The sequence below is a fragment of the Streptomyces sp. NPDC045956 genome, from assembly GCF_056430705.1.
Map to the genome: position 1 here is coordinate 326,505 of NZ_JBWKKZ010000005.1, position 26,288 is coordinate 352,792.

At 71.8% G+C, this 26,288-nt stretch carries 24 protein-coding genes; 10 read left to right on the forward strand and 14 right to left on the reverse strand.

Going from position 1 to position 26,288, the window contains the following annotated elements; all coding sequences use genetic code 11:
* Positions 1-105 precede the first annotated feature (105 nt).
* Positions 106-765, reverse strand: coding sequence for a helix-turn-helix transcriptional regulator (locus AC07FV_RS16065; RefSeq protein WP_479087731.1), 660 nt, complete (start codon positions 763-765; stop codon positions 106-108).
* Between the two features lie 833 nt (positions 766-1,598).
* On the opposite strand from AC07FV_RS16065, the gene AC07FV_RS16070 reads away from it, so the two are divergent.
* The gene (locus AC07FV_RS16070; protein WP_479087732.1) at positions 1,599-2,027 is read left to right on the forward strand and encodes a DUF6892 domain-containing protein; all 429 of its coding nucleotides are present in this window, start codon (positions 1,599-1,601) and stop codon (positions 2,025-2,027) included.
* 106 nt (positions 2,028-2,133) lie between these two features.
* On the opposite strand, the gene AC07FV_RS16075 is transcribed toward AC07FV_RS16070, so the two are convergent.
* Positions 2,134-3,096: an SDR family NAD(P)-dependent oxidoreductase gene (locus tag AC07FV_RS16075; protein ID WP_479087734.1), complete on the reverse strand. Its 963-nt coding sequence runs from the start codon at positions 3,094-3,096 to the stop codon at positions 2,134-2,136.
* A gap of 151 nt (positions 3,097-3,247) precedes the next feature.
* On the opposite strand from AC07FV_RS16075, the gene AC07FV_RS16080 reads away from it, so the two are divergent.
* Together AC07FV_RS16080 and AC07FV_RS16085 are read left to right on the forward strand one after the other, a co-directional pair.
* Entirely contained in the window at positions 3,248-3,883 is a 636-nt protein-coding gene (locus tag AC07FV_RS16080; protein WP_479087736.1) for a TetR/AcrR family transcriptional regulator, read from the forward strand.
* Positions 3,884-4,048: 165 nt separating this feature from the next.
* Positions 4,049-4,879, forward strand: coding sequence for a class I SAM-dependent methyltransferase (locus AC07FV_RS16085; RefSeq protein ID WP_479087738.1), 831 nt, complete (start codon positions 4,049-4,051; stop codon positions 4,877-4,879).
* Here AC07FV_RS16085 and AC07FV_RS16090 read toward each other — a convergent pair.
* From AC07FV_RS16090 to AC07FV_RS16110, 5 genes are all read right to left on the reverse strand, one after another.
* Positions 4,876-6,411, reverse strand: coding sequence for a hypothetical protein (locus AC07FV_RS16090; protein ID WP_479087740.1), 1,536 nt, complete (start codon positions 6,409-6,411; stop codon positions 4,876-4,878). The two genes, AC07FV_RS16085 and AC07FV_RS16090, sit on opposite strands and share 4 nt — an antisense overlap.
* A gap of 135 nt (positions 6,412-6,546) precedes the next feature.
* On the reverse strand, positions 6,547-7,428 hold the full coding sequence (locus AC07FV_RS16095; protein ID WP_479087741.1) for a class I SAM-dependent methyltransferase: 882 nt from the start codon (positions 7,426-7,428) through the stop codon (positions 6,547-6,549).
* Positions 7,429-7,532: 104 nt separating this feature from the next.
* Entirely contained in the window at positions 7,533-8,639 is a 1,107-nt protein-coding gene (locus tag AC07FV_RS16100; protein ID WP_479087742.1) for an NAD(P)-dependent alcohol dehydrogenase, read from the reverse strand.
* Entirely contained in the window at positions 8,636-10,045 is a 1,410-nt protein-coding gene (locus AC07FV_RS16105) for an aldehyde dehydrogenase family protein (protein WP_479087744.1), read from the reverse strand. Before AC07FV_RS16105 ends, AC07FV_RS16100 begins: the two co-directional genes overlap by 4 nt.
* Positions 10,046-10,052: 7 nt before the next feature.
* Positions 10,053-10,808, reverse strand: coding sequence for a (5-formylfuran-3-yl)methyl phosphate synthase (locus tag AC07FV_RS16110; protein ID WP_391969109.1), 756 nt, complete (start codon positions 10,806-10,808; stop codon positions 10,053-10,055).
* A gap of 438 nt (positions 10,809-11,246) precedes the next feature.
* Here AC07FV_RS16110 and AC07FV_RS16115 point away from each other — a divergent pair, with 438 nt between their 5' ends.
* The gene (locus AC07FV_RS16115) at positions 11,247-11,780 is read left to right on the forward strand and encodes an EF-hand domain-containing protein (RefSeq protein ID WP_479087745.1); all 534 of its coding nucleotides are present in this window, start codon (positions 11,247-11,249) and stop codon (positions 11,778-11,780) included.
* Between the two features lie 168 nt (positions 11,781-11,948).
* On the opposite strand, the gene AC07FV_RS16120 is transcribed toward AC07FV_RS16115, so the two are convergent.
* Both AC07FV_RS16120 and AC07FV_RS16125 read right to left on the reverse strand, forming a co-directional pair.
* Complete coding sequence (locus tag AC07FV_RS16120; RefSeq protein WP_053126239.1) at positions 11,949-12,152, reverse strand: cold-shock protein; 204 nt, start codon at positions 12,150-12,152, stop codon at positions 11,949-11,951.
* Positions 12,153-12,358: 206 nt separating this feature from the next.
* The gene (locus tag AC07FV_RS16125) at positions 12,359-13,621 is read right to left on the reverse strand and encodes an MFS transporter (protein WP_479088037.1); all 1,263 of its coding nucleotides are present in this window, start codon (positions 13,619-13,621) and stop codon (positions 12,359-12,361) included.
* Positions 13,622-13,722: 101 nt separating this feature from the next.
* Between AC07FV_RS16125 and AC07FV_RS16130 the strand changes: the two genes are divergently transcribed.
* Complete coding sequence (locus AC07FV_RS16130) at positions 13,723-14,304, forward strand: TetR/AcrR family transcriptional regulator (RefSeq protein ID WP_479087747.1); 582 nt, start codon at positions 13,723-13,725, stop codon at positions 14,302-14,304.
* A 39-nt stretch (positions 14,305-14,343) separates the two neighbouring features.
* On the opposite strand, the gene AC07FV_RS16135 is transcribed toward AC07FV_RS16130, so the two are convergent.
* Positions 14,344-15,966: a multicopper oxidase family protein gene (locus AC07FV_RS16135; protein ID WP_479087748.1), complete on the reverse strand. Its 1,623-nt coding sequence runs from the start codon at positions 15,964-15,966 to the stop codon at positions 14,344-14,346.
* A 272-nt stretch (positions 15,967-16,238) separates the two neighbouring features.
* Here AC07FV_RS16135 and AC07FV_RS16140 point away from each other — a divergent pair, with 272 nt between their 5' ends.
* Together AC07FV_RS16140 and AC07FV_RS16145 are read left to right on the forward strand one after the other, a co-directional pair.
* Entirely contained in the window at positions 16,239-16,853 is a 615-nt protein-coding gene (locus tag AC07FV_RS16140) for an SRPBCC family protein (protein WP_479087749.1), read from the forward strand.
* 53 nt (positions 16,854-16,906) lie between these two features.
* Entirely contained in the window at positions 16,907-19,219 is a 2,313-nt protein-coding gene (locus tag AC07FV_RS16145; RefSeq protein ID WP_479087750.1) for an FdhF/YdeP family oxidoreductase, read from the forward strand.
* Between the two features lie 77 nt (positions 19,220-19,296).
* On the opposite strand, the gene AC07FV_RS16150 is transcribed toward AC07FV_RS16145, so the two are convergent.
* Positions 19,297-20,460, reverse strand: a complete 1,164-nt coding sequence (locus AC07FV_RS16150; RefSeq protein WP_479087752.1) for an epoxide hydrolase family protein — start codon at positions 20,458-20,460, stop codon at positions 19,297-19,299.
* A 124-nt stretch (positions 20,461-20,584) separates the two neighbouring features.
* On the opposite strand from AC07FV_RS16150, the gene AC07FV_RS16155 reads away from it, so the two are divergent.
* Complete coding sequence (locus tag AC07FV_RS16155) at positions 20,585-21,160, forward strand: CGNR zinc finger domain-containing protein (RefSeq protein WP_479087753.1); 576 nt, start codon at positions 20,585-20,587, stop codon at positions 21,158-21,160.
* A 43-nt stretch (positions 21,161-21,203) separates the two neighbouring features.
* Here the strand turns inward: AC07FV_RS16155 and AC07FV_RS16160 are convergent, their stop codons facing one another.
* Both AC07FV_RS16160 and AC07FV_RS16165 read right to left on the reverse strand, forming a co-directional pair.
* Positions 21,204-21,737, reverse strand: coding sequence for a GNAT family N-acetyltransferase (locus AC07FV_RS16160; RefSeq protein ID WP_479087754.1), 534 nt, complete (start codon positions 21,735-21,737; stop codon positions 21,204-21,206).
* Between the two features lie 72 nt (positions 21,738-21,809).
* Positions 21,810-23,318 carry a DUF4246 domain-containing protein gene (locus AC07FV_RS16165; RefSeq protein ID WP_479087756.1) on the reverse strand — a complete coding sequence of 503 codons (1,509 nt, stop codon included), beginning with the start codon at positions 23,316-23,318 and terminating at the stop codon, positions 21,810-21,812.
* A 229-nt stretch (positions 23,319-23,547) separates the two neighbouring features.
* On the opposite strand from AC07FV_RS16165, the gene AC07FV_RS16170 reads away from it, so the two are divergent.
* On the forward strand, positions 23,548-24,099 hold the full coding sequence (locus AC07FV_RS16170) for an EF-hand domain-containing protein (protein ID WP_479087758.1): 552 nt from the start codon (positions 23,548-23,550) through the stop codon (positions 24,097-24,099).
* A gap of 61 nt (positions 24,100-24,160) precedes the next feature.
* On the opposite strand, the gene AC07FV_RS16175 is transcribed toward AC07FV_RS16170, so the two are convergent.
* On the reverse strand, positions 24,161-25,084 hold the full coding sequence (locus tag AC07FV_RS16175) for an NADP-dependent oxidoreductase (RefSeq protein WP_479087759.1): 924 nt from the start codon (positions 25,082-25,084) through the stop codon (positions 24,161-24,163).
* A 126-nt stretch (positions 25,085-25,210) separates the two neighbouring features.
* Here AC07FV_RS16175 and AC07FV_RS16180 point away from each other — a divergent pair, with 126 nt between their 5' ends.
* Positions 25,211-26,236, forward strand: a complete 1,026-nt coding sequence (locus tag AC07FV_RS16180; protein WP_479087760.1) for a GlxA family transcriptional regulator — start codon at positions 25,211-25,213, stop codon at positions 26,234-26,236.
* Positions 26,237-26,288 lie beyond the last annotated feature (52 nt).

The window sequence follows — 26,288 nt, forward strand, 5'->3', positions numbered from 1 at the left end:
CACGGCGGCCGGCGTCACGGCCGGTCTCCCGTACGCGCAATGGCCGTGGCGGTGTGACACCGCCACGGCCACGTTGCCGGGACCTTCGGAGAACCGCGGACCGTGCTACCGCACGCGTTCCGGCAGAACGCGCGGGGGCCACTGGCCGGCGGCGAACATCCCGAGCGCGTGCGCACGCGCCACCAGGGCGGGGCGGTTGGGCGCCTCGAACCTCCGCAGCATCTGCCCGACGCGGTACTCGATTCCCTGACGGCTCAGATAGAGACGGGAGGCCAACTGCGCGGTGGACTCTCCGTGCGCGACGCCTTCGAGAACCTGCGCGTCGAGCGCGCTGAGCACGGGCCCGCCGGCGGCCTCCGCCAGGGTGCCCTTCTGTGGTCCGCGCCCGTCCCCCGCCCGGCGCATGTCCGTCGCACGGTGTGCCGCTCCCGCCCTGCGCAGCAGAATGACGACGCCGAAGACATCGCCCGAGGGTTTCCTGACGGCGACCCCCGTGAGTTCCGCCAGGAAATCCCGTCCGGTGCCGTCCCGGTAGGTCACCGTTTCCGTGAATCGCCGGCAGCGTCCTGAGGAGAGGAAGGTGAACTGCTCCCGCAGCCTTGCCGGAACGGGAGAACGGAGGAGGTCGAGAAGTCGGCACCCGCGTATCTCGTCGGCACGCAAGCCGAATTGGCGGGCGAATTCCGGTTCCGCGGCCGTGACGACCGGGTCCCCCGGGGAGACGTGGGCCGTCCAGGCGTCCGCCGAGGAGGCGCCGCGGCGCACACCGCCTCCTGTCGGGGCGCGGTGGGCGGGGGCAGCCGGAGCGGCGGCGGCATTCCTCTTCTTGCCGGGTGAGGCGTCGGGGAAACTCGTGGTCGCCACGAACGTACCGTCCTTCTTCCTGCGCGTGGGGGCTGGGAAGGGGTTGCGAGCGCGGAGCGGACCCGCGGCGCCGTGCCTGGGTGTCGGCGGGCGCCTGAGGGCGGCACGAACCACCTCGTCGGTGGCCGTGCCCGGGTGTTCCGCGCCGCTCGGGCGGGCCGGCGGCGGGCGTCGGCCTCCCGGGAGTTGTCAAGGTGAGCGGAGCGGACGGCGCCGAGGCGGACGGCGTCCGAATACGGAGGATAACGTTGTCATGGCCACTGATTCTCGTTTCCCGATCCCGACGCCGGAAAGCCGCCGGGTGGACCGGCCGACCGTACGGCAGGCCTGCGGGAGAAAGCCCGGTCGGGAACCGTGCAGCACGAGGAACCTCCACGAGACGAAGTGGGGATCGCATCAGGAGCGTTTTAGAGACTAGGGGTCGATAACTCCTGTGACAAGGGTTTGCCAGGTGACCTCGGCCATCCGCCAACTCCTTTGAATGCGGGCAGCTTTCGGGCAGTCTGAACCCCCGATACGAACCCTTCGGCGAAGACGGACGCGGCTGCGGAAATCGGCGGTCGGCACACCTTCGGCAGCGTGCCCGTGCCATCCGCCGTCCGTGGCGTGTCACCCACTCCCGTGCCCGACCGGGCAGGCCCACCCGGGGAATGCCGTCCCCGCGGCGGCGGTGCCGGTGAACGGGGCCCGTACCGCGTGAACCTGCCGTACTCGACGCGGCCTAGATTGTGCGCATGACCCAGTTCAAGGACTTCAACTTCAAGCTCGTCGTCGTCGAGCAGCTCATGTACATCGATGAGAAGCTCACTCCTCGGTTCCGGCTCGCCGACCTGTTGCGGGAGCGCGGCCTCGGCGGCGACCCCTGGGAGTACGCTCACCGGCGCGGCCTGGACCACAAGGTGGTGCCCGAGGCGCGCGCCTTCTTCGAATCGCTGGAGATCAGCGATGAACTCCTGGCGGAAGTCGAGGAGTTGTGCATGGACGGCGGGAACGAGGTCTATCAGGAGTGTGCTCCCGTTTGGGACGGCGAGGACGACCTGTTCGACATCTCCTCGCTCGACGACCTGACCCTCCTTCCGAAGCTCCGGCGAGTACTCGGTTCCGAGTTCCTGGGCCCGGAACTTCAGGACGAGTTGCGCGGCCGCGGCATAGCAGCCGACTGAAACCTCGGGGCGACTGCCGGAAGGACAGGTCGCGCCCTCGCCCCTCGCCCGGGAATCGGGGATGAGCCGCCGTGCGGCCCGAGCGCGCATCGGCGTCCGAGGCCGTTCAGCCCTTGGCGACCAGGGTGTCCTGGGAGATCTGCCACAGCAGGGCGGCCGCCTCGGGGTCCAGGGCGTGGTCCGCGACGCCGGTACGCGCACCCAACAGGCCGCGGACGGCTTCGTTGCAGTCCTCGAAGTAGCGGCCGCTCACCCCCTCGACCAACGGTGAGGCGGCGAGCAGGACGGAGGTCGCCGCGCCTTGCTCCGGCGTCTTCCACTTCAGCTCCGCGCCACCCGGCGCCTGGGCGCGCAACCGGGCGAGCTCCGCGTCGGAGACGTGGCGCTGGAGGTTGGTCCGGATTCCGCCGGGCATCAGCGCGTTGACGGTGATGCCGTCCGCCGCCCAGCGTTTGGCCGCTTCGACCGCGAACAGTACGTTGGCGGTCTTCGACTGGCCGTACGCCGACCAGGGCTCATAGGCGCGCCGCCGGAAGTGGATGTCCTCGAAGACGACCCCGGAACGGTGGTGGGCGCTGGAGCTGACGGCCACGACGCGGGCGCCGCCCTCCCGGGCCAGGGCCGGGTGCAGACCGATGGTCAGCGCGAAGTGCCCGAGGTGGTTGGTGGCGAACTGGAGTTCCCAGCCTTCCGGCGTGCGCAGTTCCGGTGAGGCCATCACACCGGCGTTGTTGACCAGGATGTGCAGGGGCCCGTCCCAAGCGGAGACGAACGCGGCGACCGAGTCCTGATCGGCCAGATCCAGGTGCGCGACCCGCACGCCCTGATTGCCGGTCGTCGCGGCGATGTCCTCACACGTGCGCGCACCGGCGTCGACGTCCCTGACGGCGAGGGTCACGTGCGCGCCGGCCGAGGCGAGGGTGCGGGCGGTCTCGACGCCGATGCCGGAGGCGCCACCGGTGACGACGGCACGGCGGCCGGTCAGGTCGACACCCGAGACGACCTCGGCGGCGGTGGACTCCGCGCCGAAGGGGGTGGTGAAGCGTGAGGTGGAAGTGCTGGCGTTCATGGTCGTTCCCGTCTGGCCAGAGGCATGAGCTTGGGCTGCGGCTGCGGCTGCGGCTGCGGCTGCGGCTGCGGCTGCGGCTGCGGCTGCGGCGGATAGAGTAGAAACCGGAGGAGGCTCCGCATAATTCGAGATTAAACGGAGGAGGCTCCGTTTGCAACAGGAGGAGAACCAGGTGACCGCCCCCGCCCCCCGGCCGCTGCGCGCCGACGCGCGCCGCAACCGCGACCGACTGATCGAGGTGGCCGCGCGCGCCTTCGCCCAGGACGGGCCGGACGTGACCCTCGACGCGATCGCCAAGGAAGCGGGAGTGGGCATCGGCACGCTCTACCGCCACTTCGCCACTCGCGAGGAGCTCGTCGAGGCGGCCTACCGCAGCGAACTCGCCAAACTCTGCGACTCCGCCTCGGAGCTTCTGGAGGCCGGACCACCGGACGCCGCCCTGCGCGCCTGGATGGACGGCTTCGTCCGCTACATGACCACCAAGCGAGGGATGTCCGACACGCTACGCGCCCTCATCGCGGCCGGGGGCGATCCCTTCTCCCGCAGCCGCACCATGCTCACCGGCGCGATCACCGACCTGCTCCGGGCCGGCACGGCGGCGGGCCTGCTGCGCGCGGACATCGAACCGGAAGACGTGCTGTTCAGTCTCAGCGGCCTGTCCCTCGCCGCCACCACCCCCGAACACCACGCCCGGATGACACGCCTCCTCGACCTCCTGATGGACGGTCTCCGCTATCAGGCGACCTCCGGCGGTCGCGCGCCCGAAGCGGACACACCGGCCGTCTGACATCCGGCACGGGCGGAGGTGCACGCTGAGAACCTCGGAAGCGAGGTCGCTCTGGGGGCGTGGCGCGGTCGGTCGGGCGGCGTTCGCCGGGCCGGGGGTCCGTCGGGTTCCTATGCTCGAAGGAGAGCGGTCATCGGCACCGTACCGACGAGGGAGGCGGATTCCATGACCGGAACCGCGGACGCGCGTGAGGCCGACCGCGCGCTCAAGGCGAAGCACCGCACGATGTGGGCGCTGGGTGACTATCCGGCGGTCGCGACGCGCGTCGTGTCGGCTCTCGGTCCCGCCCTGGTGGAGGCCTGCGCGATCAGGAGCGGGGACCGGGTGCTGGACATCGCCGCCGGATCGGGTAACGCCTCGATCCCCGCCGCCCTCGCCGGCGGCGACGTGGTGGCCTCCGACCTCACCCCCGAGCTGCTGGCCGTGGGCCGCGCCGAGGCGGAGGCGCGTGGCGCGGTACTGCGCTGGCAGGAGGCGGACGCCGAGGCGCTGCCGTTCGAGGACGGCGCCTTCGACACCGTGATGTCCTGCGTCGGGGTGATGTTCGCCCCGCACCACCAGGCCGCCGCCGACGAACTGGTGCGGGTCTGCCGGCCCGGCGGCACGATCGGGCTGCTGAGCTGGACGCCCGAGGGATTCATCGGGCAGATGTTCGCCGTCATGAAGCCGTACGCGCCGCCGCCTCCTCCGGGGGCCCAGCCGCCGCCGCTGTGGGGGCGGGAGGAGCACGTACGGGCCCTGCTCGGTGACCGGGTCACCGGCGTCGCAGCGCACCGACGGAAGATCCGCGTGGACGCGTTCGGCGAGCCGGAGGAGTTCCGCGAGTTCTTCAAGACCGCTTACGGACCGACGATCGCCGTCTACCGGAACCTCGCCGACGACCCCGAGCGGACCGCCGCCCTGGACACAGCCCTCGCCGACCTGGCGGGAGGCGCGCTGCGGGACGGTGTCATCGAATGGGAGTACCTGCTGCTCACCGCCCGCCGGAGCGGCTAGGCGGACCCACGACCTTGTGGCCGCGGTATCAGAGCCGACATCACGTCGCGTGGCAGCGAGGGATTGGCCGCTGCCGCCTCCACCACCTGTGGGTCGGTGTCGGTGAGGAGCTTCTCGGCGGCCGACGGGGGCAGGGCCGCGTGCCGGGCCGCCACGGGCCTGGCCCGCGCGTCGGCCAGGCAGGCCAGCAGCGCCGGCACCGACGCGTTCGGGTGTGCCGCGATGGCCCGGAGCGCCTTCCGTACCGGGGGTTTCTGCCGGGCCAGCGTCTCCAGCAGTGCCGAAGTCGCATCCGGGTTGGCGGCCACCTGGGCGGCGACCTGGGCTCCGTGCCGTCCGAGCATGGCGCGCAGCATGCCCTCCGGGAGACCCGGGTGCGGGGCGACGGACTTGGCCACCTTCGCGTCGGAGTCGGCGGCCAGCGCCTCCCGTACGACGGACGGCAGGTCACGCCGCTGGGCCACGAGCAGCCGGGCGGCCGGGTCCGGTGACGCGGCCAGCGCCTCGACCTCGTCGGGGGACGCGGAAGCGATCCGCGGCAGCAGCGTGGCACCGATCCTGGTGGTCCGGGCCAGGTCGATCAGTACGTCGAGCGGTACGAGGGGGTGGTGGGCGAGCCGCCGCCGCACCTCGTGCTCCCGGTCGCCGGCCAGTACGTGGGTCACGGCGTCGTCGATCGCGGGGTTCTCGGCGAGGTCGGCGCGCACCCCGGGGTTGGGATCGGAGGCGAGCCGGGCGCAGACCTCCGGCGGCAGATCTCGGCGCCCGGCGAGCGCCCAGCGCAGCAGCACCGAAGGGTGCTCCGCGAAGTCCGGGACGGCTTCGGTGGGGGTGGCCGGATTCAGCAGGGCCATCCGCTGTGTCTCGTGCGTGCTGGACTCGTGGGAGCCGTCGCAGGAGGCTCCCGACGGCAGGTCGCAGTCGAGGCGCGGGCAGTGCGGATCGTGCGTGAACGGGATCTGCTCGCGTTCGCAGACCGCACACCGCTGCGCGGGAGGCAGCCCCTCGCCGGTGAGCAGCGCCGCCAGGACGGCCGGGGGCGTCGCTTCGTTGGCCGCCACGGCCCGGCGGACCTCGGCGTGTGGATGCCCGGCGAGTCCGACGGCCGTCTCCGGTGAGGTCCACGACGCCAGCTCCGCGACGACCCCGACGTCCGGGTCGGCGGCCAGGATCTCGACCACGTCGGGCGGCAGGCCGGGACAGGAGGCAAGCTTCTCCCGGCGCTCGACGACCGGGTCCTCCGCGAAGGCACGCGTCCACTCCACCCGTCCGGCGCGTTCGGCCAGCAGGGCGAGCGCGGCGTCCGGTCGCGTCGCGGGATCGACGTCGTCGGCGGTCAGCAGGCCCGCGTACGCGAGCGGCACCGCGCTTTCCTCGACGCGCGAGGCGAGGGCCACCGCCTGCGCGCGGCTGAGGTCCGCCCGCTGTGCCAGGTCCACGGCGATGTCGGCGTCCGCGACCGCGATCAGCCGGTCGAGCAGCTCGGACGGCAGACTCCTGTTGGCGGCCAGACCGCACAGCACGTGATGCACGACAGCATCCTGCCGCAAGCAGGGCCTGATACCGCGCGGATTTTCGACGGACCACCATTACGGTGCCGCCGCCTCACGCGTCCGCTGTCGGCTCGCGTCCGCCGTGCTCGCGCAGGCCACCGTACGTGGGGGGGGTCAGGCCAGGGGCTTGTGCGCGAACACCCACCGGTTCCCCTCCAGCGCGTCGTTCGGCTCGGGGAGGGGGCCGCGGCCGTGTCGGTGGGTGAAGTCGAAGGGGGTGTGTACCGAGGTGGACCACCCCTTGGCTTTCAGGTCGCCCGCGGAGTCGGGGCGCGGCCCCTTGTCGAAGAGGTGGAGCAGGTCGATGCCGATCCGCTCCCGCGTCGCCGTGTAGATCGCGCTGTCGCGGTAGGCCAGCAGGTCCTTCTCCAGCTTGGCCTCGAAGGCCAGTGCGCTGCCACTGGTGGTCAGTCGTTCCACCGTGTCGATGAGATACGTCTCGGCGCGGCTCGGCAGGTAGAAGAGCAGCCCCTCGGCGAGCCAGACGCTCGGCGCGGTCGGGTCGAACCCCGCGGCGGTCAGCGAGGGGACCCAGTCGGCTCGCAGGTCGACCGGTACGGCGAGGCGCCGTACCTTCGGGACGGCCGACAGACCGGTGAGTACCCGGTGCTTGAACGCCAGCACGCCCGCTCTGTCGATCTCGAAGAGCACGCAGCCGGGCGGCCACTCCAGCCGGAAGGCGCGGGTGTCCAGCCCTGCGCCCAGCAGGACGACCTGCCGGGCGTCGCCGCGGACCGACCGGAGGAGGAAGTCGTCGAGGACCCTGGTCCGCAGACCGAAGTAGCGGGCGAACCGCCCCCACAGCGGATCGGCGTCTCCGTCCGGGACCCGGTCCGGTCGCACCGGCCAGTCCGCGCACACCGGGGCGGCGCGTATGAAGTGCTCCGCGTAGACGTCCTGCGCCAGGCTGTCGTGGCGATGGGTCTCGATCGTCCGGGCCGCGGCGACCAGGAGGGCGGTCAGTCCCACTCCCCCGTCCACCTCTCCGTTGTCCATGTGCCGCGGCGCCGTGCCGGCGCTGCCTTCTTCGTCGGCCGGAGCGGGGACCGAACGGTGCCCGCCTGTCCGACCCGGTGAGTCCGCGGTGCCGCATGTCTCTGTCATCGGCTTCCTTTCTCCGGGAGCAGGACGGGCTTCACCACACGGCCCGCTTCGCAGTCGCTTTCGGCCTCGTTGATGTCGGCCAGCGGGTAGGTGCGGATCAGTTGGTCGAAGGGAAAGAGACCGGCCTGCCACATACCGGTCAAGCGGGGGATCAGCACTCCGGGTACGGCGTCGCCTTCGCAGATGTGGCGGATGCCGCGGCCGCGGTCCAGCGTTCCCGGTTCGAGCGGCAGCGCGGTGTGGAGACGTGCCACCAGGCCGAGGACGCCCGTGGGGCGAAGAGCGCGCAGCGCGTCGTTGACGAGCAGGGGCGAGGCCGTGGTGTCCAGCGCGTACTGCGCTCCCCCGTCGGTCAACCGCCGGATCCGGTCGGGCAGTCCGGTCGTCGCGGCAGGCAGCGGGATCGCGCCGAACTTTTCGGCCAGGGCAAGCCGTTCGGGGTGCCTGTCGACGGCGACGGTCAGCGTGCCGGTGGCAGCGGCCGCCATCACCGCGGCCAGGCCCACTGCTCCCGCGCCGAAGACCGCGAGGGTGTCGCCGGGGCCGGCGCCGAAGCTGTTGAGGACGGCTCCGGCGCCCGTGAGGAACCCGCAGCCGAGCGGGCCGAGCAGTTCGAGGGGCAGCGCGGGGTCGACGCGGACGGCGTTGCGGGCCGGGACCAGTGCGTAGGCGGCGAACGAGGACTGGCCGAACCATCGGGGGGCCATGGCCACTCCGGCCGCGTCGGTGAGGCGCGGCGGGTCCTCGCCGCGCCCGCCGAAGAGGTTGAGGGAGGCGAAGAAGTCGCAGTAGGCGGGGGCTGCACTGCGGCAGTTGCGGCAGTCGCCGCAGGAGTCGAAACTCAGCACGACGTGGTCGCCGACGCCGATCCCGGCGTCGGGGCCGCCGCCCGTGCGCACCACCACCCCGGAGCCCTCATGGCCGAGCACCGCCGGCAGCGGGCTGCGGCCGCCCGACCGCCGGACCGCGAGATCGGTCCGGCACATCCCGCAGCCGGCGATCTCGACCAGCACCTCGCCGACGGCTGGTTCCGTGGGCAGGACCATCTCCTCGACGGTGAAAGGGGCCTCGTACGAGCGCAGTACGGCCGCCTGGAACCTCATCCCTGTTCCTCCTGCGGGCGGTGGACGACGAACGGCCGGAGGTTGCCGTACAGCCCCCACGGACCGCCCGCTACGCCGACACCGCTGTGTCGGGTGCCCGCGAAGGGCTGCGCGAGGGACAGTTCGGCGTGGTGGTTGACCCAGGCCGTGCCGCATTCGAGTCGGTCGGCCACCGCCTCGGCCCGGTCCGGGTCGGTGCCCCAGACCGATCCGCCGAGTCCGTATCCGGTGCCGTTGGCGGCGTCGACGGCTTCGTCGAGGCTCCGGTACGGCAGCACCGGCAGGACCGGTCCGAACTGTTCCTCGGTCACCACCGCGCTGCCGGTCGGTACGTCGGTCAGGATCGTGGGAGCGAAGAAGTAACCCGGGCCGTCCAGGCGGTGGCCGCCGGCCGCCGCCCGGGCACCGGCCGCCAGCGCCTGCTCCGTGACCCGTGCGACCCTGGCCAGCTGAGGAGCGTTGCTGACCGGGCCCAGCCGGGTCTCCGGGTCGAGGCCGGCCCCCACGGTGACCGTCTTCGCGCGATGGGCGAGGGCTTCGACGAGCTCGGTGTGGAGCCGGGCCGGGACGTAGACGCGTTTGACGGCCATGCAGACCTGCCCGCAGTTGCGGAACGCGGCCCAGAACAGCCGGTCCGCGATCCGGTCCACCTCGACGTCGTCCAGCAGCACGGCGGCGTCGTTGCCGCCCAGTTCCAGGGTGACCCGCGCGAGCGAGGCCGCCGCCGCCCGGGCGACGGCACGTCCGGTGGGCACCGAGCCGGTGAAGGTGACGTGCCGGATGCGCGGGTGCGAGGCGAGGCGGGCGCCGAGGGGCTCGCGGCCGGTGACGACCGTCAGGACGTCCTCGGGCAGGACAGCGGCGAGGACGGAGCCGAGCAGCCGGGTGGCCACCGGGGTGAACGGGGAGGGCTTGAGGACCATGGTGTTACCCGCAGCGAGCGCGGGCGCGAACTTCGCCGCCGCGAGCTGGACGGGGAAGTTCCACGGCACGATCGCCGCGACGGGCCCGAGCGAGCGCCAGCGGATCTCACTGTGCACGGGCCGTCCGTCGGTGATGCGCCGCCTCCTGGGAGCCAGGTCCGCGAAGTAGCGCAGGCGGGCGGCCGTGCGGGCGATCTCCGCTCGGGACTCGGTCAGAGGTTTGCCCTGCTCGCGGGTGATCAGCCGGGCCAGTTCGTCACCGGCAGTCTCCACGGCGTCGGCGGCCTTGCGCAACGCGGCGGTGCGGGCGGTGGGATCGGCGCGCCAGCCTTGCCAGGCCCGGTGTGCCCGGTCGACCACCGCGTCCAATTCGTCCGGCTGCTGGTCGGGGACCTCGTCGAAGGTTTCTCCCGTGGCCGGGTCGACGACGGCGATCCGCGCTGTCGGGCTTTCGGGAAACAGGTCTGTGACAGTGGTCGGCATGCGGTGCTCAGTCCGCGGCGGGAACGCCGGCAGCGTGCTTCCGGGACTGCTGGTCCATCTCCGCCCGGAAGGCGGCCACCAGATGCGGCTGGATTCTTCCGGCGTTGCGGTCCCCGCCCTCGCAGACCGCCCCGCGCACGCCCACGATGTCCGTACCGATGCGTGTCAGCGGACCCAGGTCTCTCCGCCCGACACTGCCCGCGAGGGCGGCGAGCAGACCGGATGCGTGGGACAGCCGCACGAACTCGGCACAGACGTCCGGGGGGACATGGTCGAACAGGCGTGTCCCGTCCTTGACCGCGGTGTCCAGCATGGCCGCGTCAGCACCGGAACGCGCGGCGATGTCGGGCAGGGCCAGTGGGTTGACGCAGCCGATCCGGTGGGCGTCGGCGTATCCGGAGGCGACGACGAGCGCTTCGGGACGGTGGTCCTTCACCGCACGGACGACCGCCCGCATGACCTCGATGCCCTGCTCGGGCGTCGTGCACCCGAAGAGGCCGACCTTGATGTACGTGGCGCCGGAGACGACCGCGCCGAGCGCCGCCTGAGCCACCGTGCCCGGCTTGTACGGGACGTCTCCCACCGTGGCGGACACGGGCTTGTCGGCCGGCACCGCGTCGCGGATCTCCCGGATGACCCAGGGGAAGTTGGCGCCGAGCGAGCCTTCGTCGGGCTTCTTGACATCGACGATGTCGAGGTGTTCCGCCGCCTTCGCACAGTCGAGGGCCTCCTCGACACCGTCCGGGGAGATGAGAAGCAACATCATGAGCTCCTTCCACCGCATGTCCGTCTGGCCGAGGCACAGGGGTGCGGATCACCTGGTTCATGTGCGGTGTGCTCATCATTTCCGCCGCCCTCGACCGCTGGTAGAGCGTGCGGAAAGGGAACGGGGCACGGCCGGCCCGTCCAGTGCGCCGTGCGCGCCGGTCCGCATCGGTTCTCGTCCGAGCGCGCGTTTCATGCCGCAAGCGAGCCATGTTCATTCGTTCTGCTGAAGTGAACGCCTTTCCCGGGGCCCTCGAATCCGCAGCCCGCATAGTGACAGCGCGACGGCGTTACGAGGGGTCGGGCGGGCACGGCTGCCGCCCAGGCACGCGTGCCGGCCTCATCCGCCGCAGGCGCGGCCGGGCCGTCGCGCACATATACGGAGCGGCTGTCATGCACGGCCGTCCCGCCCCGGGTCGACGAAAGGCAAGAGTCCATGCGCGAGGAAGCCATCAACCGGGTCAAGCTCGTGTTCACCCTGTTCGACGCCGACGGGAACGGTGTCCTGGAATCCGACGATTTCGAGCTGATGAGCAGCCGGGTCGCCGCAGCCGTACCCGATGCCGACGAGTCCCGGAAGCAGGCCATGCGCGCCGGGTTCACGCGCTACTGGCACACCCTGGTCAGCGAACTCGACGCGAACCAAGACGGTCGGATCACCTACGACGAGTACCAGGCGTGCGTTCTGTCGCCGGAGCGCTTCAGCGGAGCGATCGACGCGTTCGCGTCCGGCTTCGCGCACTTCGGTGACGTGGACGGGAGCGGGATGGTCAGCCGACCGGTGTTCACCGGCATGCTGCGAGGGGTCGGCTTCGATCTGCCGAACATCCATGCGCTCTTCGAAGCCTTCGAGCCCGATGCGGAGGACCGGGTCCGGGTGGACCTCTGGGAGACCGAGATCAGGAACTTCTACGCCCCTGACATGGGCGGTATCCCCGCCGACCTGCTGGCACCTGCTTCTGCGGCCTGATCCGGGGACCCGCACCGGCGGCACGTCCGGGTCCGGCAGCGGCGCGGCGCATGCGGGTGAGGCGCTCCCCTCCCCGGCGCCTTCCCCTCTCCGGCGCCCTCCGGAACCGCACGGCCCCGTGAAGCGGGCGGTGGCCCCGGGGCCGAAGCCGGGACCACCGCCGTACGGTCAGCCCCGTACGATGTTCTGCGCCTGCGGGCCCTTCTGGCCCTGTCCGATCTCGAAGGTGACGTGCTCGCCCTCGGTCAGCTCGCGGTAGCCGCTGCCCGCGATCTCGGAGTAGTGGGCGAAGACGTCCGGGCCTCCACCATCCTGCTCGATGAAGCCGAAGCCCTTCTCGGAGTTGAACCACTTGACGGTGCCGCTGGCCATGCTGTCGATCCTTCGTTCTACCCGGGAACAGCCCTGTGTGCGTGTTCCAGCTCCTGGCAGCAGGAGCCAGCAACTGTTGTACCCCGCATCGCCCCGCATACCCCGCCGACGACACCCCGAGGGCGACGTGCGCACGTCCGGCTCCGTGCGGCGAGCCCGTGTGCAGGGCCGGCCGGTCCGCTGTGCGCCCGCCGGGGCCGGAGGGCTCAGGGCAGCTGGGCCGGGGACGTGTCCGAGTCCTCGGACCGGGGCTCCTTGTGGACGGCCGTGGAACCGCGGCCGCGCGTGTCGGCGGCGGGCGCCAGGAAGGCGGCCACGACGACGAAGGCCAGCACCAGCGTCATCGCCGGGCGCAGCCCGTAGTGGTCCCCGAGGAACCCGAGGCCGGGCGGCCCCACCAGGAAGGCCGTGTACCCGATGGTGGCCACCAGGCTGACCCGGGCGGTCGGGTCGGGGCCCGAGTCACCCGCCGCCGACATCGCCACGGGGAAGCCCAGGGACGCGCCCAGCCCCCAGAACAGGACGGCGGCCGACGCCACGACGACGTTGTCGGAGAAGATGACCAGGACCAGGCCCAGGGCGCCCGAGACGGCGCTGGCGCGCATCACGGCGCCGCGGCCGAACCGTTCCAGGAAGAACTCTCCGCTGAAGCGCCCCACGGTCATCGCCGCGGCGAAGCCCACGTAGACGAGCGAGCCGACCGTGGCGTCCAGTCCGTGGCCGTCGACCATGAGCAGCGGCAGCCAGTCGTTGGCGGCGCCCTCGGCGAGCGCCATGGCCAGGATGATGGCCCCGATCAGCAGGAGTCCGCGGTCCCGCCACAGTGAGGGTGCCGAGCCGCGCTCCGCGTCGGGGGTCTGCCGCGCGGCGCGCCGGCCGACCCCGGAGGGGACACCGGCCAACGCGTAGGGCAGGACGGCGGTCGCGACCAGTGCGGCGGCGACCAGGTGCCAGTGGACGGGGAAGGCCACGGCGGTGGCGGCCATGCCCAGCAGGCCTCCGACGACCGTGCCGAGACTGAAGCCGCCGTGCAGCAAGGGCAGGACCGCCTTGCCGGCCGTGCGCTCCACGTCGGCGCCGTCCACGTTCAGCGCCACCTCCCCCGCGCCCATGCCGATGCCGAAGACGCAGAGTCCCACGGCGACCAGGGGCGGGGACGGCAGAGTGGCACCGGCGCCGATGACCAGCATGCTCACGGGTATCAGCAGGGCGCCGAACCCGATGACCGGTCTGGTGCCGAACCTCGACACGAGGCGGCCGGAGCACAGCAGCCCGCTCATGGAGCCGACGGAGAGACCGAAGAGGACCAGCCCCATCTGCGCGGTGGACACCTCCAACTGGTCGCGGATGTCCGGAGTGCGCGTGATCCAGGAGGACATCGCGATGCCGGGCAGGAAGAAGAACAGGAACAGGGCCGTACGGCGTCGGTCCACAGTGCGCTCTGTCAAGAGAAGGCTCCGCTGGGTCATGGAGGAGCGAGACATGGGCACGGGCCTCGGTCCAGGTATGTACAAACGTACACACTACGATGGTGCCGGTGGAAGACGGAAGAGAAGGGCGGGCCAGGGACATGGCAGGCAGCTCCCGCGGACCCAACGACCCCCGGCGGCGCGAGCGGATCCTGGACGCCGCGCTCGACGTCATCGCCGAGCACGGCGCGATCAAGGTGACCTATCGCAGGATCGCCGAGACCGCGGGAGTGCCGCTGGGCTCGCTGACCTACTACTTCGACGACATGCAGTCCCTGCTCACCTCAGCTTTCACCCGCCTCGCGGAGTCCGTCTCCTCGCGCTACGGGGCGCTGCTGGACGCGGCCCGGACACCCGAGGAGGCGCGGGAGGCGGTGGTGGAGATCATCAGCGGCAAGGTCTGGGGAACCGACCGCAATCTGCTGCTGAGTTACGAGCTCTACGCCTTCGCCGCGCGCCATCCCGAGGTGCGTGAGGTCATGCGGTCCTGGATGCGGGCCAGCAGGGAGTCCCTGGCCCGGCACTTCGACCCCCTGACGGCGCGCGCCCTGGACGCGCTGGTCGAGGGCTTCTCGATCCACAACTCCGTCGACCCCCGGCCCACCGACCGCGCGGGGGTGGCGGCCATCGTCGACGCCATCGCGGACCGCCCCCCGACCGTGCGCGACGATGCCGCGCTCTGAGCGTCGGCACACCCGGGGTCGCTTCGGCCGGCGCGGCCGTCACCTGCGGTAGCCGAGCACCGTCATCATGCCGCTCTCCGAGTGGTAGAGGTTGTGGCAGTGCAGCATCCACAGCCCGGGGTTGTCGGCATCCAGGTCGACCACCAGCTTCCGGTGCGGCAGCACGACCGCGGTGTCCTTGCGGGCGCCCGCTCCGTCCAGACCGGCGAGGGCGAAGGTGTGGCCGTGCAGGTGCATGGGATGCCACATGTCGGTGGCGTTGATCAGGGTGAGGCGGACCCGTTCGCCGGCCCGCACGGGGTGGCGCCGCTCCGGCGCGTACGCCTGGTGGTCGAAACCCCAGTCGTACTCGTCCATGCCGCCGGTGATGCGGATGCGCAGTTCGCGGTCGGGCTCGCGGTCCTCCAGGGCCACCGAGTCGTCCGGCACCAGACGGCGGGCGGGCACGGTCCGTCCGTCGAGCTGGTCCGGGCGGGCATCGGCCGGCGGGAGGTTCCTGGTCCCCTTGCCGGTGCGCAGCACGGCGAGGCCCTGCCCCTTCTTCCCCTCGGCCAGCGCGACCAGGGGAAACACGCCGTCCCGGGCGGTGACGAGGACGTCGTACCGCTCCGCCATGCCGACGAGGAGGGCGTCGGTCTCCTTGTGCCGCACCGGATAGCCGTCGGTGTGCGTCACCGTCATGGTGTGGTCGCCCAGCGCGACGCGGAAGGCGGTCTCGGCACCCGCGTTGATGATGCGCAGCCGGACGCGGTCGCCGGGGCGGCAGCGAAACACCGACGGACGGTCGGGCAGACGTCCGTTGACCAGGTGGTGGGGGTGGTCGACATGGCCGGCCACCCCGTGCAGCATCCGGCTGCGGGACCCGTGCAGCACCCGGGAGGGTCCTGCGGCTCTCCGGGCGGGCGACGGGGACGTCGAGGCCGGTGCGCCGGAGCCCGGGCGGTCCGGGCCCATGGCCGCGTGGCCGGAGGTCATCGCGCCGGCGGGTCTGAGCCGGTCCAGGACCTCGTCGGGGGTGGAACCCTCCACGCCGTCGAGCCAGTCGTCCAGCACCACGATCCACTCCGCGTCGTAGGCGAGGGGTTCCCGCGGGTCGTCGACGATCAGCGGCGCGTACAGGGCCCGGTCCGCCTGCATCCCGACGTGGGAGTGCATCAGGTACGTCCCCGGGTGGTCGACGGCGAAGCGGTAGCGGAAGTCGGTGCCGGGCCGGACGGGTGGCTGGGTGAGGCCGGGGACACCGTCCATGTCGCAGCGCAGCCGGATGCCGTGGGAGTGCAGCGTCGTGGTGGCGGGCAGCCGGTTGGCGAGGGTCACGTCGAGCACCTCCCCGGCGCTCGCGCGGACCAACGGCCCCGGCAGCGCCTCGTCGTACGCCCAGCTCCGGACGGTACGCCCGCCCAGGTCCAGCCGCGCCTCGGCGGCGGTGAGGCGGTATGTGCGCACCGGCCCGTGACCGCGGGCGCGCTCGGCCGCGAGGACCTCCGGGTCGGACGGGTTGACGTACCCCCGTGGGCCGTCCGGGACGAACGTCCGCGGGCTTCCGTATCCCTGGAGATCGGAACGCGGTACGGGACCGGACCGGGTGCAGGCGGGCAGCAGGCCGGCGCCGGGCACGGCGAGCGAGGCGCGGAGCAGGGTCCGCCGGGAAGGATTGGGCATGCCTCCATGAGACAGCCGACATGATCATGCAGCCCGGCGATGCCGCCGAATGCCCGCGGTACCGGGCCGGATTCCACCGGGCGGGCGGACACCCCCTCCGGGGCGGGACGGGATACGGGCCCCTGCGGCGCCCGGGGGGGACCGGGCGGGTGCCTCGGCGCACCGAAGTGACTCGAAGGGCGCGATGGGGGAACCGTAGTAGCAGCCCTGACGCACGGAGGAGGCCGGCAGCCCGGTCGTCCGGCCCCGCAGACACCGGAAGGCGGATCACGATGGCGCATGCCGACGACGCACGGCAGGTCGTGCCGAACACAGCGGGGACGCGCACCGACGGTGTCACGCGCCGGCGTCCGCTGCGGGAGCGGCATGTCGAGGAGACGGTCCGGATCGCGGTGCCGGTGCGGACGGCCTACGACCAGTGGACGCAGTTCAAGACCTTCCCGCGCTTCTCCGACGTGGTGCGGGGCGTCGAGCAGATCAGGCCCACCGTGACCGCCTGGACGATCGGCTACGGACCCCTGCGCCACCGCTTCGCGATCGAGATCGTGGAGCAGGACCCCGATGCCTACCTGGCCTGGCGCGGTCTGGAGCAGCACCCCTCCCACCAGGGCGAGGTCGAGTTCAGGCCGACGGGTTCCGGCGGCACCGCGCTCACCGTCCGCTTGCTGCTGGAGCCCCGGGGAGCCGCGGGCGTCCTCACCCGTTCCTCCGCGGCCACCAGCCTGACCGCCCGGCTGGTACGCGGCGAACTCGGGAGGTTCAAGCAGTTCATCGAAGGGCTGGGGCAGGCGGGAGGGGCCTGGCGCGGGACCATCCGCAACGGCCGCGTACAGCACGATCAAGCGGAACCGCCCAGGAGCCGCGTGGCCCAGTGGCCCGTCGGCTGACCGGCGTGGCGGACACGGCGCGAGAGCGGACACGGCAAGAGAAAGGCGAACCGATGCAGAACCCGCCCGGCGAGGAGCCGGAGAAGACCCTCTCCGTGACACCGCCGAAGAAGTGGGCGGCCGGAGTCCCCGCGGTCGTGCACGCGCTGGAGTACTCCCTGGAGCAGACCTCCCCGCGCAGGACGGGGGTGGACCTGCTGACCATGAACCAGGTGGGCGGGATCGACTGCCCCGGCTGCGCCTGGGCGGACCCGGCCCCGGGGCGGCGCCATCGCAACGAGTACTGCGAGAACGGCGCCAAGCACATCAACGACGAGGCCACCACGCACCGGGTCACCGCCGACTTCTTCCGTGAGCACAGCGTCTCCGACCTCGCCGGCCGCTCCGACATGTGGCTCAACCGGCAGGGGCGGCTCACCGAGCCGATGATCAAACGGCCCGGTTCCGAGCACTACGAGCCCATCGGCTGGGACGACGCCCTGGGCGTCCTCGCCCGCGAACTGCGGGCGCTGTCCTCCCCCGACGAGGCCGTCTTCTACACCTCCGGCCGCGCCAGCAACGAGGCCGCGTTCGTCCTTCAGCTCTTCGCCCGCGCCTTCGGCACCAACAACCTGCCCGATTGCAGCAACATGTGCCACGAGTCCAGCGGCTTCGCCCTGAGCGAGACCCTGGGCACCGGCAAGGGGACCGTCACCCTCGACGACCTCCACCACGCCGACCTGATCTTCCTGGTCGGGCAGAACCCGGGGACCAACCACCCGCGCCAGCTCAGCGCCCTGGAGGAGGCCAAGCGGGGCGGAGCCCGGATCGTGGCGGTGAACCCGTTGCCGGAAGCCGGTCTGCGACGCTTCAAGAACCCGCAGAAGCCGAGCGGGGTCCTCGGGCGCGGCACCCAGATCGCCGACCGCTTCCTGCACATCAAGCCCGGCGGTGACCTCGCCCTCTTCCAGGCCCTGAACCGCCTGCTGCTGGAGGCCGAGGACGCCCGGCCCGGCACCGTCCTGGACCACGACTTCATCGCCGCGCACACCTCCGGCTTCGAGGAGTTCGCCCGGCACGCCCGCACCGTCGACTGGGACGACGTGCGCACGGCGACCGGGCTGACCCGCGAGGAGATCGAGAAGGTCCGCGACGAGGTCCTGCGCAGCGAACGGGTCGTGGTCTGCTGGGCGATGGGCATCACCCAGCACAAGCACGGCGTGCCCACCATCCGGGAGATCGTCAACTTCCTGATGCTGCGCGGCAACCTGGGACGGGCCGGGACCGGCGCCTGCCCGGTGCGCGGCCACAGCAACGTCCAGGGCGACCGCACCATGGGCATCTGGGAGCAGATGCCGGACACCTTCCTCGACGCCCTGCGGGACGAGTTCGGCTTCGACCCGCCGCGCCCGCACGGCCTGGACTCGGTGGACTCGATCAAGGCGATGCGCGAGGGCCGCGTCAAGGTCTTCCTCGCCCTGGCGGGCAACTTCGTCCGGGCCGCTCCCGACAGCGAGGTCACCGAGGAGGCGATGCGCTCGTGCCGGCTGACCGCCCACATCTCCACCAAGCTCAACCGCTCGCACACCGTCTGCGGAGACACCGCGCTGATCCTGCCGACCCTGGGACGCACCGAGCGTGACGTCCAGGCCGACGGCGAGCAGTTCGTCACCGTGGAGAACTCGATGAGCGAGGTGCACACCTCGCAGGGGCGTCTCGAACCGGCCTCCCGGATGCTGCTCAGCGAGGTCGCCATCCTGTGCCGGCTCGCCGGGCGGACCCTGGACGGCAAGGCGGACCTGCCCTGGGGCGAGTTCGAGGGCGACTACGGCACGATCCGCGACCGCATCTCCCGCGTGGTGCCGGGCTTCCACGACTTCAACGCGCGGGTGACGCGCCCCGGGGGCTTCCAACTGCCCAACCCGGTCAACGAGGGCGTCTTCAACAACGGGGTCGGCAAGGCCCTGTTCACGTGCAACGAGCGGGTGGTCCCCCGGGCGCCCGAGGGCCACCTGCTGCTCCAGACGCTGCGCTCGCACGACCAGTGGAACACCGTCCCGTACTCCGACAACGACCGCTACCGCGGCATTCACGGCAGTCGCCGCGTCGTGCTCGTCAATCCGGCCGACCTGTCCGCGCTCGGGCTCTCCCCGGGCGACCGCGTGGACCTCGTGAGCGTCTGGACGGACGGCGTCGAGCGCCGGGCCGAGAACTTCCAGGTCGTGCCCTACCCGGCCGCCAAGGGCTCGGCCGCCGCCTACTACCCCGAGACGAACGTCCTGGTGCCGCTGGACAGCGTCGCCGACGTCAGCAACCAGCCCACGTCGAAGGGCATCGTCGTACGCCTCGAACCCGTCCTCGACCCGACGCGGACGACCCCCGTCTGACCGAAGGGACGGTGCCGGCGGGGCCCGCGAGGGGGCGGGCCCCCTGACGGTGGCCGCGGGCTCCGGGCCGGCCGCGATCAGCGACCGGCGGCCAGCACCGCCGCGAGACCTTCCTGCAGATCCCTGACGAAATACCCGGGGACCTCCAGCGACGGGAAGTGACCCCCGGCGTCCGGCGACCGCCATCGGACGATCCGCCGGTACCGCTCCCGGGCCCAGGGCCGCGGGCACTTCTCGATGTCGCGGGGGTACATCGTGATCGCCGAGGGGACGTCGACCCGGAGGTCCGGGTCGAGCGCCCGGTGGCTCTCGTAGTAGATCCGGGCCGACGACGCTCCGGTCCGCGTCAGCCAGTACAGGGTCACGTCGTCGAGGATCCTGTCCCTGGGGATCGTCTCGAACGGGCTGTCCTCGGTGTCCGTCCACTCGGCGAACTTGTCGAGGATCCAGGCGAGCAGTCCGACCGGTGAGTCGACGAGCGAGTAGCCGATGGTCTGCGGCCGGGTGGCCTGCTGTTTCGCGTACGCCGCCCGGTGGAGCCAGAAGGCGCGGGTCTCCTCGGCCCAGGCGCGTTCCGCCGCGCTCAGCCCGTCCGTCGTCAGCCCGGGCGGCGCCTGCGCGAGTGTGGTGTGGATGCCGAGGACCCGCGCCGGGAACCTGCCGCCGAGGACCGTGGTGATCACACCTCCCCAGTCACCGCCGTGGGCCGCGAACCTGCGATAGCCGAGCCTGTCCATTAGTTCCACCCAGGCGGCCGCGATCTTCTCGATCCCCCACCCGGTGGTGGCCGGCTTGTCGCTGTAGCCGAAGCCCGGCAGCGACGGGACCACCACGTGGAACGCCGGCGCGGCCGCGTCCGCCGGATCGGCCAGTTCGTCCACCACATCGGTGAACTCGGCGACGCTGCCCGGCCAGCCGTGCGTCAGGATCAGAGGAGTGGCGTCCGCGCGTGCGGATCGGCGGTGCAGGAAATGGATGCCGAGACCGTCGACGGTCGTCCGGAACTGGCCGATCCGGTGGAGGCGGGCCTCGAACGGCCGCCAGTCGTAGCCGGTGCGCCAGTAGTCCACCACAGCGGCGAGGTCGGCGAGCGGAACACCCTGGTCCCACCGGCGAGGGCCGGGCTCGGAGCGACGGACCGTCTCCGCTTCCGGCAGCCGCGCCGCGGCCAGTCGCGTGCGCAGATCGTCGAGTTCGGCGTCGGTCGCGTGGGTTTCGCATGCTTGCACGTCGCGGGACACGGGGCCTCCAGGTCGTCGCGGAACCGGACTTGATCCCTTCGTGAACCGGCTCAGGCGGTTCGTGAACCGGCTACGACGGTTCTAACATCCGGGACGGCCGGGTACAACCGGCTAAGGTGGTTCCATGCACGCCCGGTATCCCGACTTCCGCCTCGGCAAGGTGCTGGCGACCAGCTTCACGGCGACCCTGACGGAGCGGTGCGGGGACCCGGTGGAGCGCATCCCCACCCCGCAGCGACTCGTCGACTGGCTGGCGGTGAGCGGCCTCACCGTGCGGTCCTGCACCGCCGCTCAACTGGAACTCGCCCGGGAGCTACGGGAGGCGGTGCACGCGGCCCTCACGGCGGCCGCCCTCGGGGACCCCCTCCCCGCGCCCGCCGTCCAGGTCATCAACGACCGCAGCAGTCAGGGCCGGGCCGCGGCCGTCCTCACGCCCGAGAAAAGACGACAGTGGCGACTCGGTTCCGCTTCCTGCGTGGAGGATGCCCTGAGCGTCGTCGCCGCCGACGCGATCGACGTCATCGCCGGCGAACGCGACGGGAAGCTGGCCCTGTGCGCGTCGCCGACGTGCAGAGCCGCGTTCTTCGACACCAGCCAGAGCCGCACCCGCAGATGGTGCGACATGAACACGTGCGGAAACCGTCAGAAAAAGGCACGCTTCCACGCCCACCGGAAGCAGGGCTCCGGATCAGGGGCGTAGTCGTCCCGAGGGGCGCCGGGCCCGGAACCCACGGCGCCCGCCGCTACACCTGGTACTGCGTCAGGTCGATACCGTGGATCCGCACTTCGTGGCCGTGGACCGGGTGCGGTGCGGAGCCCTCGGGCCGCATGCCGAGCTTGTCGGCCACGGCCGTGGACGCGCTGTCCTCCGTCCTCAGTACGGCGACCACCCGGTCGAGTCCGCGGTCCTGCAGGGCGAACTCCAAGGCTGCGTGCGCCGCTTCGGAGGCGTAGCCCTGTCCCCAGAAGACCCGCCCCAGCCGCCAGGTGATCGCGACCTGGCCGGCCGCCTCGGCGGGCGCGTCGGCCACGGACAGGCCGACGGCACCCGCCAGTTCACCGGAGCCCAGGAGTTCGACCGCGAAGACCCCGAAGCCCTCCTCGTCCCACTCCTCCTCCCAGCCCTCGATGTCCTCGGCGGTCTGGTCCACGGAGCGCGGCCTGCCGTCGTCGAGGTGCCGCATCACCACCGGGTCGGCGTGGATCTCGGACAACGGGACGAGGTCGTCGTCCACCCAGCGGCGGAGGAGGAGGCGAGGGGTGCGGATCTCGGTCATGCCCCTATCCTGCCGACGCGACGATCAGAGCGCGAACCGGGCGGGGGGAAGCGTGGCCGCGCCGGGCCGTGCTCAGTGCTCGCAGAGGGAGAACTCCCGCTCGTAGAGCTGCTCGTTGTGTTCGTCGACGAAGAACTTGCGTTCCTGCATCAGTTGCTCGCGGTACTCCCTGGCCTGGTCGAGCGTCATGGTCGAGGTGTCGGCCCACGGCTGCTGCGGCGGCACGTCGGACGTCGAGAAGATCGTCTCCGACGGGTCGACCAGGAAGAACGCGAGGATCTTGCGATGTCCCGGGCGGGTGGGGTCCGCGAGGCCGAACGGAGCGACGCGGTGTTGCAGGACGTTCGGGAAGGCCAGGCAGCGGCCGGCCGGGGTCGGCACCGATCCCAGCACCTGGTTCAGCGCGTCCTCGTTCTCCAGGCCGTAGACCTCGCGCAGGCCGTTGTCGTCGTTCTGTTCGTAGTTCGGATCGTCCAGTGCGGAACGGAATCCGAGCCGGCTCTCGGTGATGTTCTCGCTGTCCCAGTAGTAGATGCCGGTCGAGACGATCCGCTCGTTCAGCATGCCCTCGACGTGCCAGGAGCCGCCTGCGTACTCGGGCTTGTCCGGGGTGAGGTGGACGGTGGCGAGTTTGACGATGACCTGGAGACGGCGACCGCGCAGGGAGACCCGGGCGTCCTCGTCGGGCGACTCGGGCGCGGTGAAGGCCGGAGCGTCCGGAACGACCGGGCGGCGGTTCTCCCACCAGTCGTCCTGGTCCACTTCCCATTCGCGCAGGGCTTCGGCGTAGGCCTCGGCGTCGCTGTAGGCGGCCCGGTCGGGGTGCTCCGGCTCGGAGTCGTACCACCCGTAGGGATCCGCCTCGATCCGCAGCGGGCGCGGATGACGCAGGTCGGTGAGCACGTTCTCCAGCAGCGGAAGCATGCGTGCGAACAGGTCCGGCAGGACGGAGGACAGGGCGCCATGCGTCTCGGGGTGGACGTTGTTGACGTAGGAACGGAAGACCACGTCACCGTCGTCACTGACGTCGACGTCCGTGGGCAGCCACTGGAACCTTTCCGAGAACTCGTACTTCGAGTAGCGGTTCGTCGGGTTCCGCCAGGCCTTCTCGGGCTCGCCACTCACCCCTCTCACCAGGCAGAACAGCGAAGGGTGCACCAGGTCGAGCACCTGGCCGCCGGACCCGGGATGCCAGTCCCGTTCGGCTTCGGGGACCTCCTCCAGGACGCGGACCGCCTCACGCAGCCGGCCCCTCAGCTCTTCGTCGACCAGGGTGTCCGACTGCCACACCCCGTCGACGGCGGACACCTCGGCACCGGTTCGCCCGTCCCGCAGCGAGGCGTAGTGGGAGAGTTCGTCGAGCACGAAACGCACCTGGGCTTCGGTGAGGCCCTGGGCGATCGCCTCTCGCGACCACCTGCCGACGATGTCGGCATCGCGCATCTTCTCGAACCACCGCGGCTTTTCCCTGATGAGGGAGCTGCAACGCATCATCTGGAGTTCCCGCAGTGTGCGGGGAGCGGCGAACGCTATGGAGCGGGAGGCGTGGAACGGCAGCGGGAAAGCAGACAGGCCAGTCAATGCCCTTGATCCTCTGACTCGGTGTGCGGTGGCCGGAAGGATACTTCAGCCGGTGCGGCCGGCCAGGGGCAGTCGGCCGTCCATGATCGCGCCTGCCGGAGCACCGGCGCACGGAGCGCGGAACCGGCGCACGGTGCTACCGAGTCTCCGGGGAGTGCGCGCGAGCGCTGTTAGGCAGCCGGCGCGCCTGGACAGCCTCTCCTCACTTCCGGCAACGAGGAGGGCTCGTATGGCCAGTGAGTTCCAGCGCGTCAAGCTCCGCGCGATGTTCGACGCCTTCGACGCGAACGGCGACGGGTACCTCCAGGAGGAGGACTTCCACGCCCTGGCAGCCCGCTGGGGCCGCCTGCCCCGCGTCACGGCGGAGGCCGAGCTGGCCGACCGGGTGCGGAGTGTGATGCTGGGCTGGTGGCAGCAGCTGGCGGCGGCCGTCGACACGGACCGGGACGGCCGGATCGACATGGACGACCTCCTGGCCATGGTCGACCGGCTCGGTGGCATACGCGAAGCCGTCACCGCCACGGCCGACACCGTCTTCGACGCGGTGGACGAGGACGGCGACGGCCGCATCTCACGCGGTGAGCACCGACGCCTGATCGACGTGTGGCACGGCCGCGAGGTCGCGGTGGGGACGACCTTCGAGGTTCTCGACCGGGATGCCGACGGGTTCCTCACCCGCCCCGAGTTCGCCGAGCTGTGGATGCAGTTCTGGATCAGCGACGACCCGACCGAACCGGGCAACTACATGTGCGGCCCGTTGACCGGTATCCCGATCGGCTGACGGGCGGACCGGATCTCCTGCGTGGCCCGGAAGGCCGGCAGGCGGGCGACCGCCGGTCCCGTCAGTCGACCGTCAGGACGATCTTGCCGGTGGTGCGGCCCTGCTCACCGATCTCGTGCGCCTTCGCGGCCTGGGCCAGCGGCAGGACCGTCTCGACGACCGGCTTCAGACTGCCCCGCTCCACCAACGCGGCGATCTCCCGCAGACCGTGGTGGTCCGGCTCGACCAGCATCCACATCGCCCGTACCCCCTGCGGGGCGGCGGGGACGTCGTCGGGTCCCGGCAACGTGATCAGCCGGCCCCCCTCGCGCAACACCCGCACGGACCGCTCGGCCGTACGGCCACCCAGGCCGTCCAGCACGACGTCCACGTCGGAGACCACGTCCTCGAACCGTACCGAGCGGTAGTCGATCATCTCGTCGGCCCCGAGTTCCCGCACCAGGGCGTGCTTGGCCGCGCCGGCCGTCCCGATGACGTGGGCACCGCGCGTCTTGGCGATCTGCACCGCGAGGTGCCCCACGCCTCCGGCCGCGGCGTGCACCAGCACGCGCTCCCCCGGCCGGACGTCGGCGGTGTCCACGAGGGCCTGCCAGGCGGTCAGCGCGGCGAGCGGCAGCGCCGCCGCCTCCACATGGGTCAGTCCGGCCGGCTTGCGCGCCAGGTGCCGGGCCGGCGCCACCACGTACTCGGCGTATCCGCCGGCCTGACGCGGGAACAGCGGCATTCCGAACACCTCTTCCCCGGGACGGAAGACGCCCACTCCCGGGCCGACGGCCTCGACCGTGCCGGACACGTCCCAGCCGACCGCCGGCCGGGTGCCCCACTCGATGAGGGAGCCCGTGGCCCGGGTCTTCCAGTCCACCGGGTTCACCCCGGCCGCGCGCACCCGCACCAGGACCTCACCCAGCCCGGGCTCCGGGCGTTCGATCTCGCGCTCGACGAGCTCCCGCGGTCCGCCCCACTGTTCCACGACCACTGCACGCATGTTCCCGGCCTCGTCCTTCGTCTCCATCGGTACGTGCCGCCGGAGACCCGGCGACGCCCACCACGATCGGCCTTCCCGGCGGCCCGCGGTGTTGGCCCTCCGGCCACTATGTGACAGGATCTGGCCATGAGTACTGCGCGGCGGGTTCCGGCGGGGACGGACCGGAGCCGGGCGGACCGGAGCGGTCGGCGGCACCGGATCGCGGTGCTCGCCCTGCCCGGCGTACCGCCCTTCGAGCTGGGCATCCCCTCCCGCGTCTTCGGCAGTGCGCTGGACTCCGAGGGCCGTCCGCTGTACGAGGTGGTCGTCTGCACCGCCGACGCGGCCCCCGTCCTCAGCGACGCGGGTTTCATGGTGCAGCCCGCGGCCGGACCGGAGGCGCTGGCCGAGGCGGACACCGTCATCGTCCCGCCCACCCACGCCATGCCCGAGCTGGGCCGTGGCGGCCCGCTGCCGCCCGAGGTCACCGAGGCCATCGCCGGCATCCGGCCCGGCACCCGGCTGGTGTCCATCTGCTCCGGTTCGTACGTCCTCGCCGCGGCCGGGCTGCTCGACGGCCGTCCCGCCACCACGCACTGGAACCTGACTCCCGAGTTCCGCCGGGCGTATCCCAAGGTCAAGGTCGACGAGGAGGTCCTCTTCGTCGACGACGGCGACGTGCTGACCTCCGCGGGGGTGGCCGCGGGCGTCGACCTCTGCCTGCACCTGATCCGCCGCGACCACGGAGCGGCCACCGCCAACCGGGCCGCGCGCATGTGCGTCGTACCGCCCTGGCGGGACGGCGGGCAGGCGCAGTACGTCGACCGGCCCATCCCCGACCCCACCGTCGCCGGCACCACGGCCACCCGGGCCTGGGCCCTGGAACATCTCGGCGAGCCGCTGTCGCTGGCCCAGCTCGCCGAGCACGCCCGGATGAGCCTGCGCTCCTTCACCCGCCGGTTCCGTGACGAGGTCGGCATGACCCCCGTGCAGTGGCTCACCGCTCAACGCCTGGAACTGGCCAAGCAACTGCTGGAGACCACGGACCTGTCCATCGACCTGGTCGCCCACCGGGCCGGTTTCGGCTCCGCCAACTCCCTGCGGGCGCACATGAGGGCCGGCCTCGGCGTCTCCCCCGCCGTCTACCGTCGCGCCTTCGGCGCACGGCTCTGACCCTGACGGGGGGGCTCGACCGTCCCGCCCTGCCTGATCCGCCCAGTAAGGT

Bases quoted from the DNA above. Each gene is read 5' to 3' on its own strand.
- AC07FV_RS16070 (WP_479087732.1), top strand. From the start codon at position 1,599: ATGACCCAGTTCAAGGACTTCAACTTCAAGCTCGTCGTCGTCGAGCAG.
- AC07FV_RS16075 (WP_479087734.1), bottom strand. From the start codon at position 3,096: ATGAACGCCAGCACTTCCACCTCACGCTTCACCACCCCCTTCGGCGCG.
- AC07FV_RS16085 (WP_479087738.1), top strand. From the start codon at position 4,049: ATGACCGGAACCGCGGACGCGCGTGAGGCCGACCGCGCGCTCAAGGCG.
- AC07FV_RS16095 (WP_479087741.1), bottom strand. From the start codon at position 7,428: ATGGACAACGGAGAGGTGGACGGGGGAGTGGGACTGACCGCCCTCCTG.
- AC07FV_RS16100 (WP_479087742.1), bottom strand. From the start codon at position 8,639: ATGAGGTTCCAGGCGGCCGTACTGCGCTCGTACGAGGCCCCTTTCACC.
- AC07FV_RS16105 (WP_479087744.1), bottom strand. From the start codon at position 10,045: ATGCCGACCACTGTCACAGACCTGTTTCCCGAAAGCCCGACAGCGCGG.
- AC07FV_RS16110 (WP_391969109.1), bottom strand. From the start codon at position 10,808: ATGTTGCTTCTCATCTCCCCGGACGGTGTCGAGGAGGCCCTCGACTGT.
- AC07FV_RS16115 (WP_479087745.1), top strand. From the start codon at position 11,247: ATGCGCGAGGAAGCCATCAACCGGGTCAAGCTCGTGTTCACCCTGTTC.
- AC07FV_RS16120 (WP_053126239.1), bottom strand. From the start codon at position 12,152: ATGGCCAGCGGCACCGTCAAGTGGTTCAACTCCGAGAAGGGCTTCGGC.
- AC07FV_RS16125 (WP_479088037.1), bottom strand. From the start codon at position 13,621: ATGACCCAGCGGAGCCTTCTCTTGACAGAGCGCACTGTGGACCGACGC.
- AC07FV_RS16130 (WP_479087747.1), top strand. From the start codon at position 13,723: ATGGCAGGCAGCTCCCGCGGACCCAACGACCCCCGGCGGCGCGAGCGG.
- AC07FV_RS16135 (WP_479087748.1), bottom strand. From the start codon at position 15,966: ATGCCCAATCCTTCCCGGCGGACCCTGCTCCGCGCCTCGCTCGCCGTG.
- AC07FV_RS16140 (WP_479087749.1), top strand. From the start codon at position 16,239: ATGGCGCATGCCGACGACGCACGGCAGGTCGTGCCGAACACAGCGGGG.
- AC07FV_RS16145 (WP_479087750.1), top strand. From the start codon at position 16,907: ATGCAGAACCCGCCCGGCGAGGAGCCGGAGAAGACCCTCTCCGTGACA.
- AC07FV_RS16155 (WP_479087753.1), top strand. From the start codon at position 20,585: ATGCACGCCCGGTATCCCGACTTCCGCCTCGGCAAGGTGCTGGCGACC.
- AC07FV_RS16160 (WP_479087754.1), bottom strand. From the start codon at position 21,737: ATGACCGAGATCCGCACCCCTCGCCTCCTCCTCCGCCGCTGGGTGGAC.
- AC07FV_RS16170 (WP_479087758.1), top strand. From the start codon at position 23,548: ATGGCCAGTGAGTTCCAGCGCGTCAAGCTCCGCGCGATGTTCGACGCC.
- AC07FV_RS16175 (WP_479087759.1), bottom strand. From the start codon at position 25,084: ATGCGTGCAGTGGTCGTGGAACAGTGGGGCGGACCGCGGGAGCTCGTC.
- AC07FV_RS16180 (WP_479087760.1), top strand. From the start codon at position 25,211: ATGAGTACTGCGCGGCGGGTTCCGGCGGGGACGGACCGGAGCCGGGCG.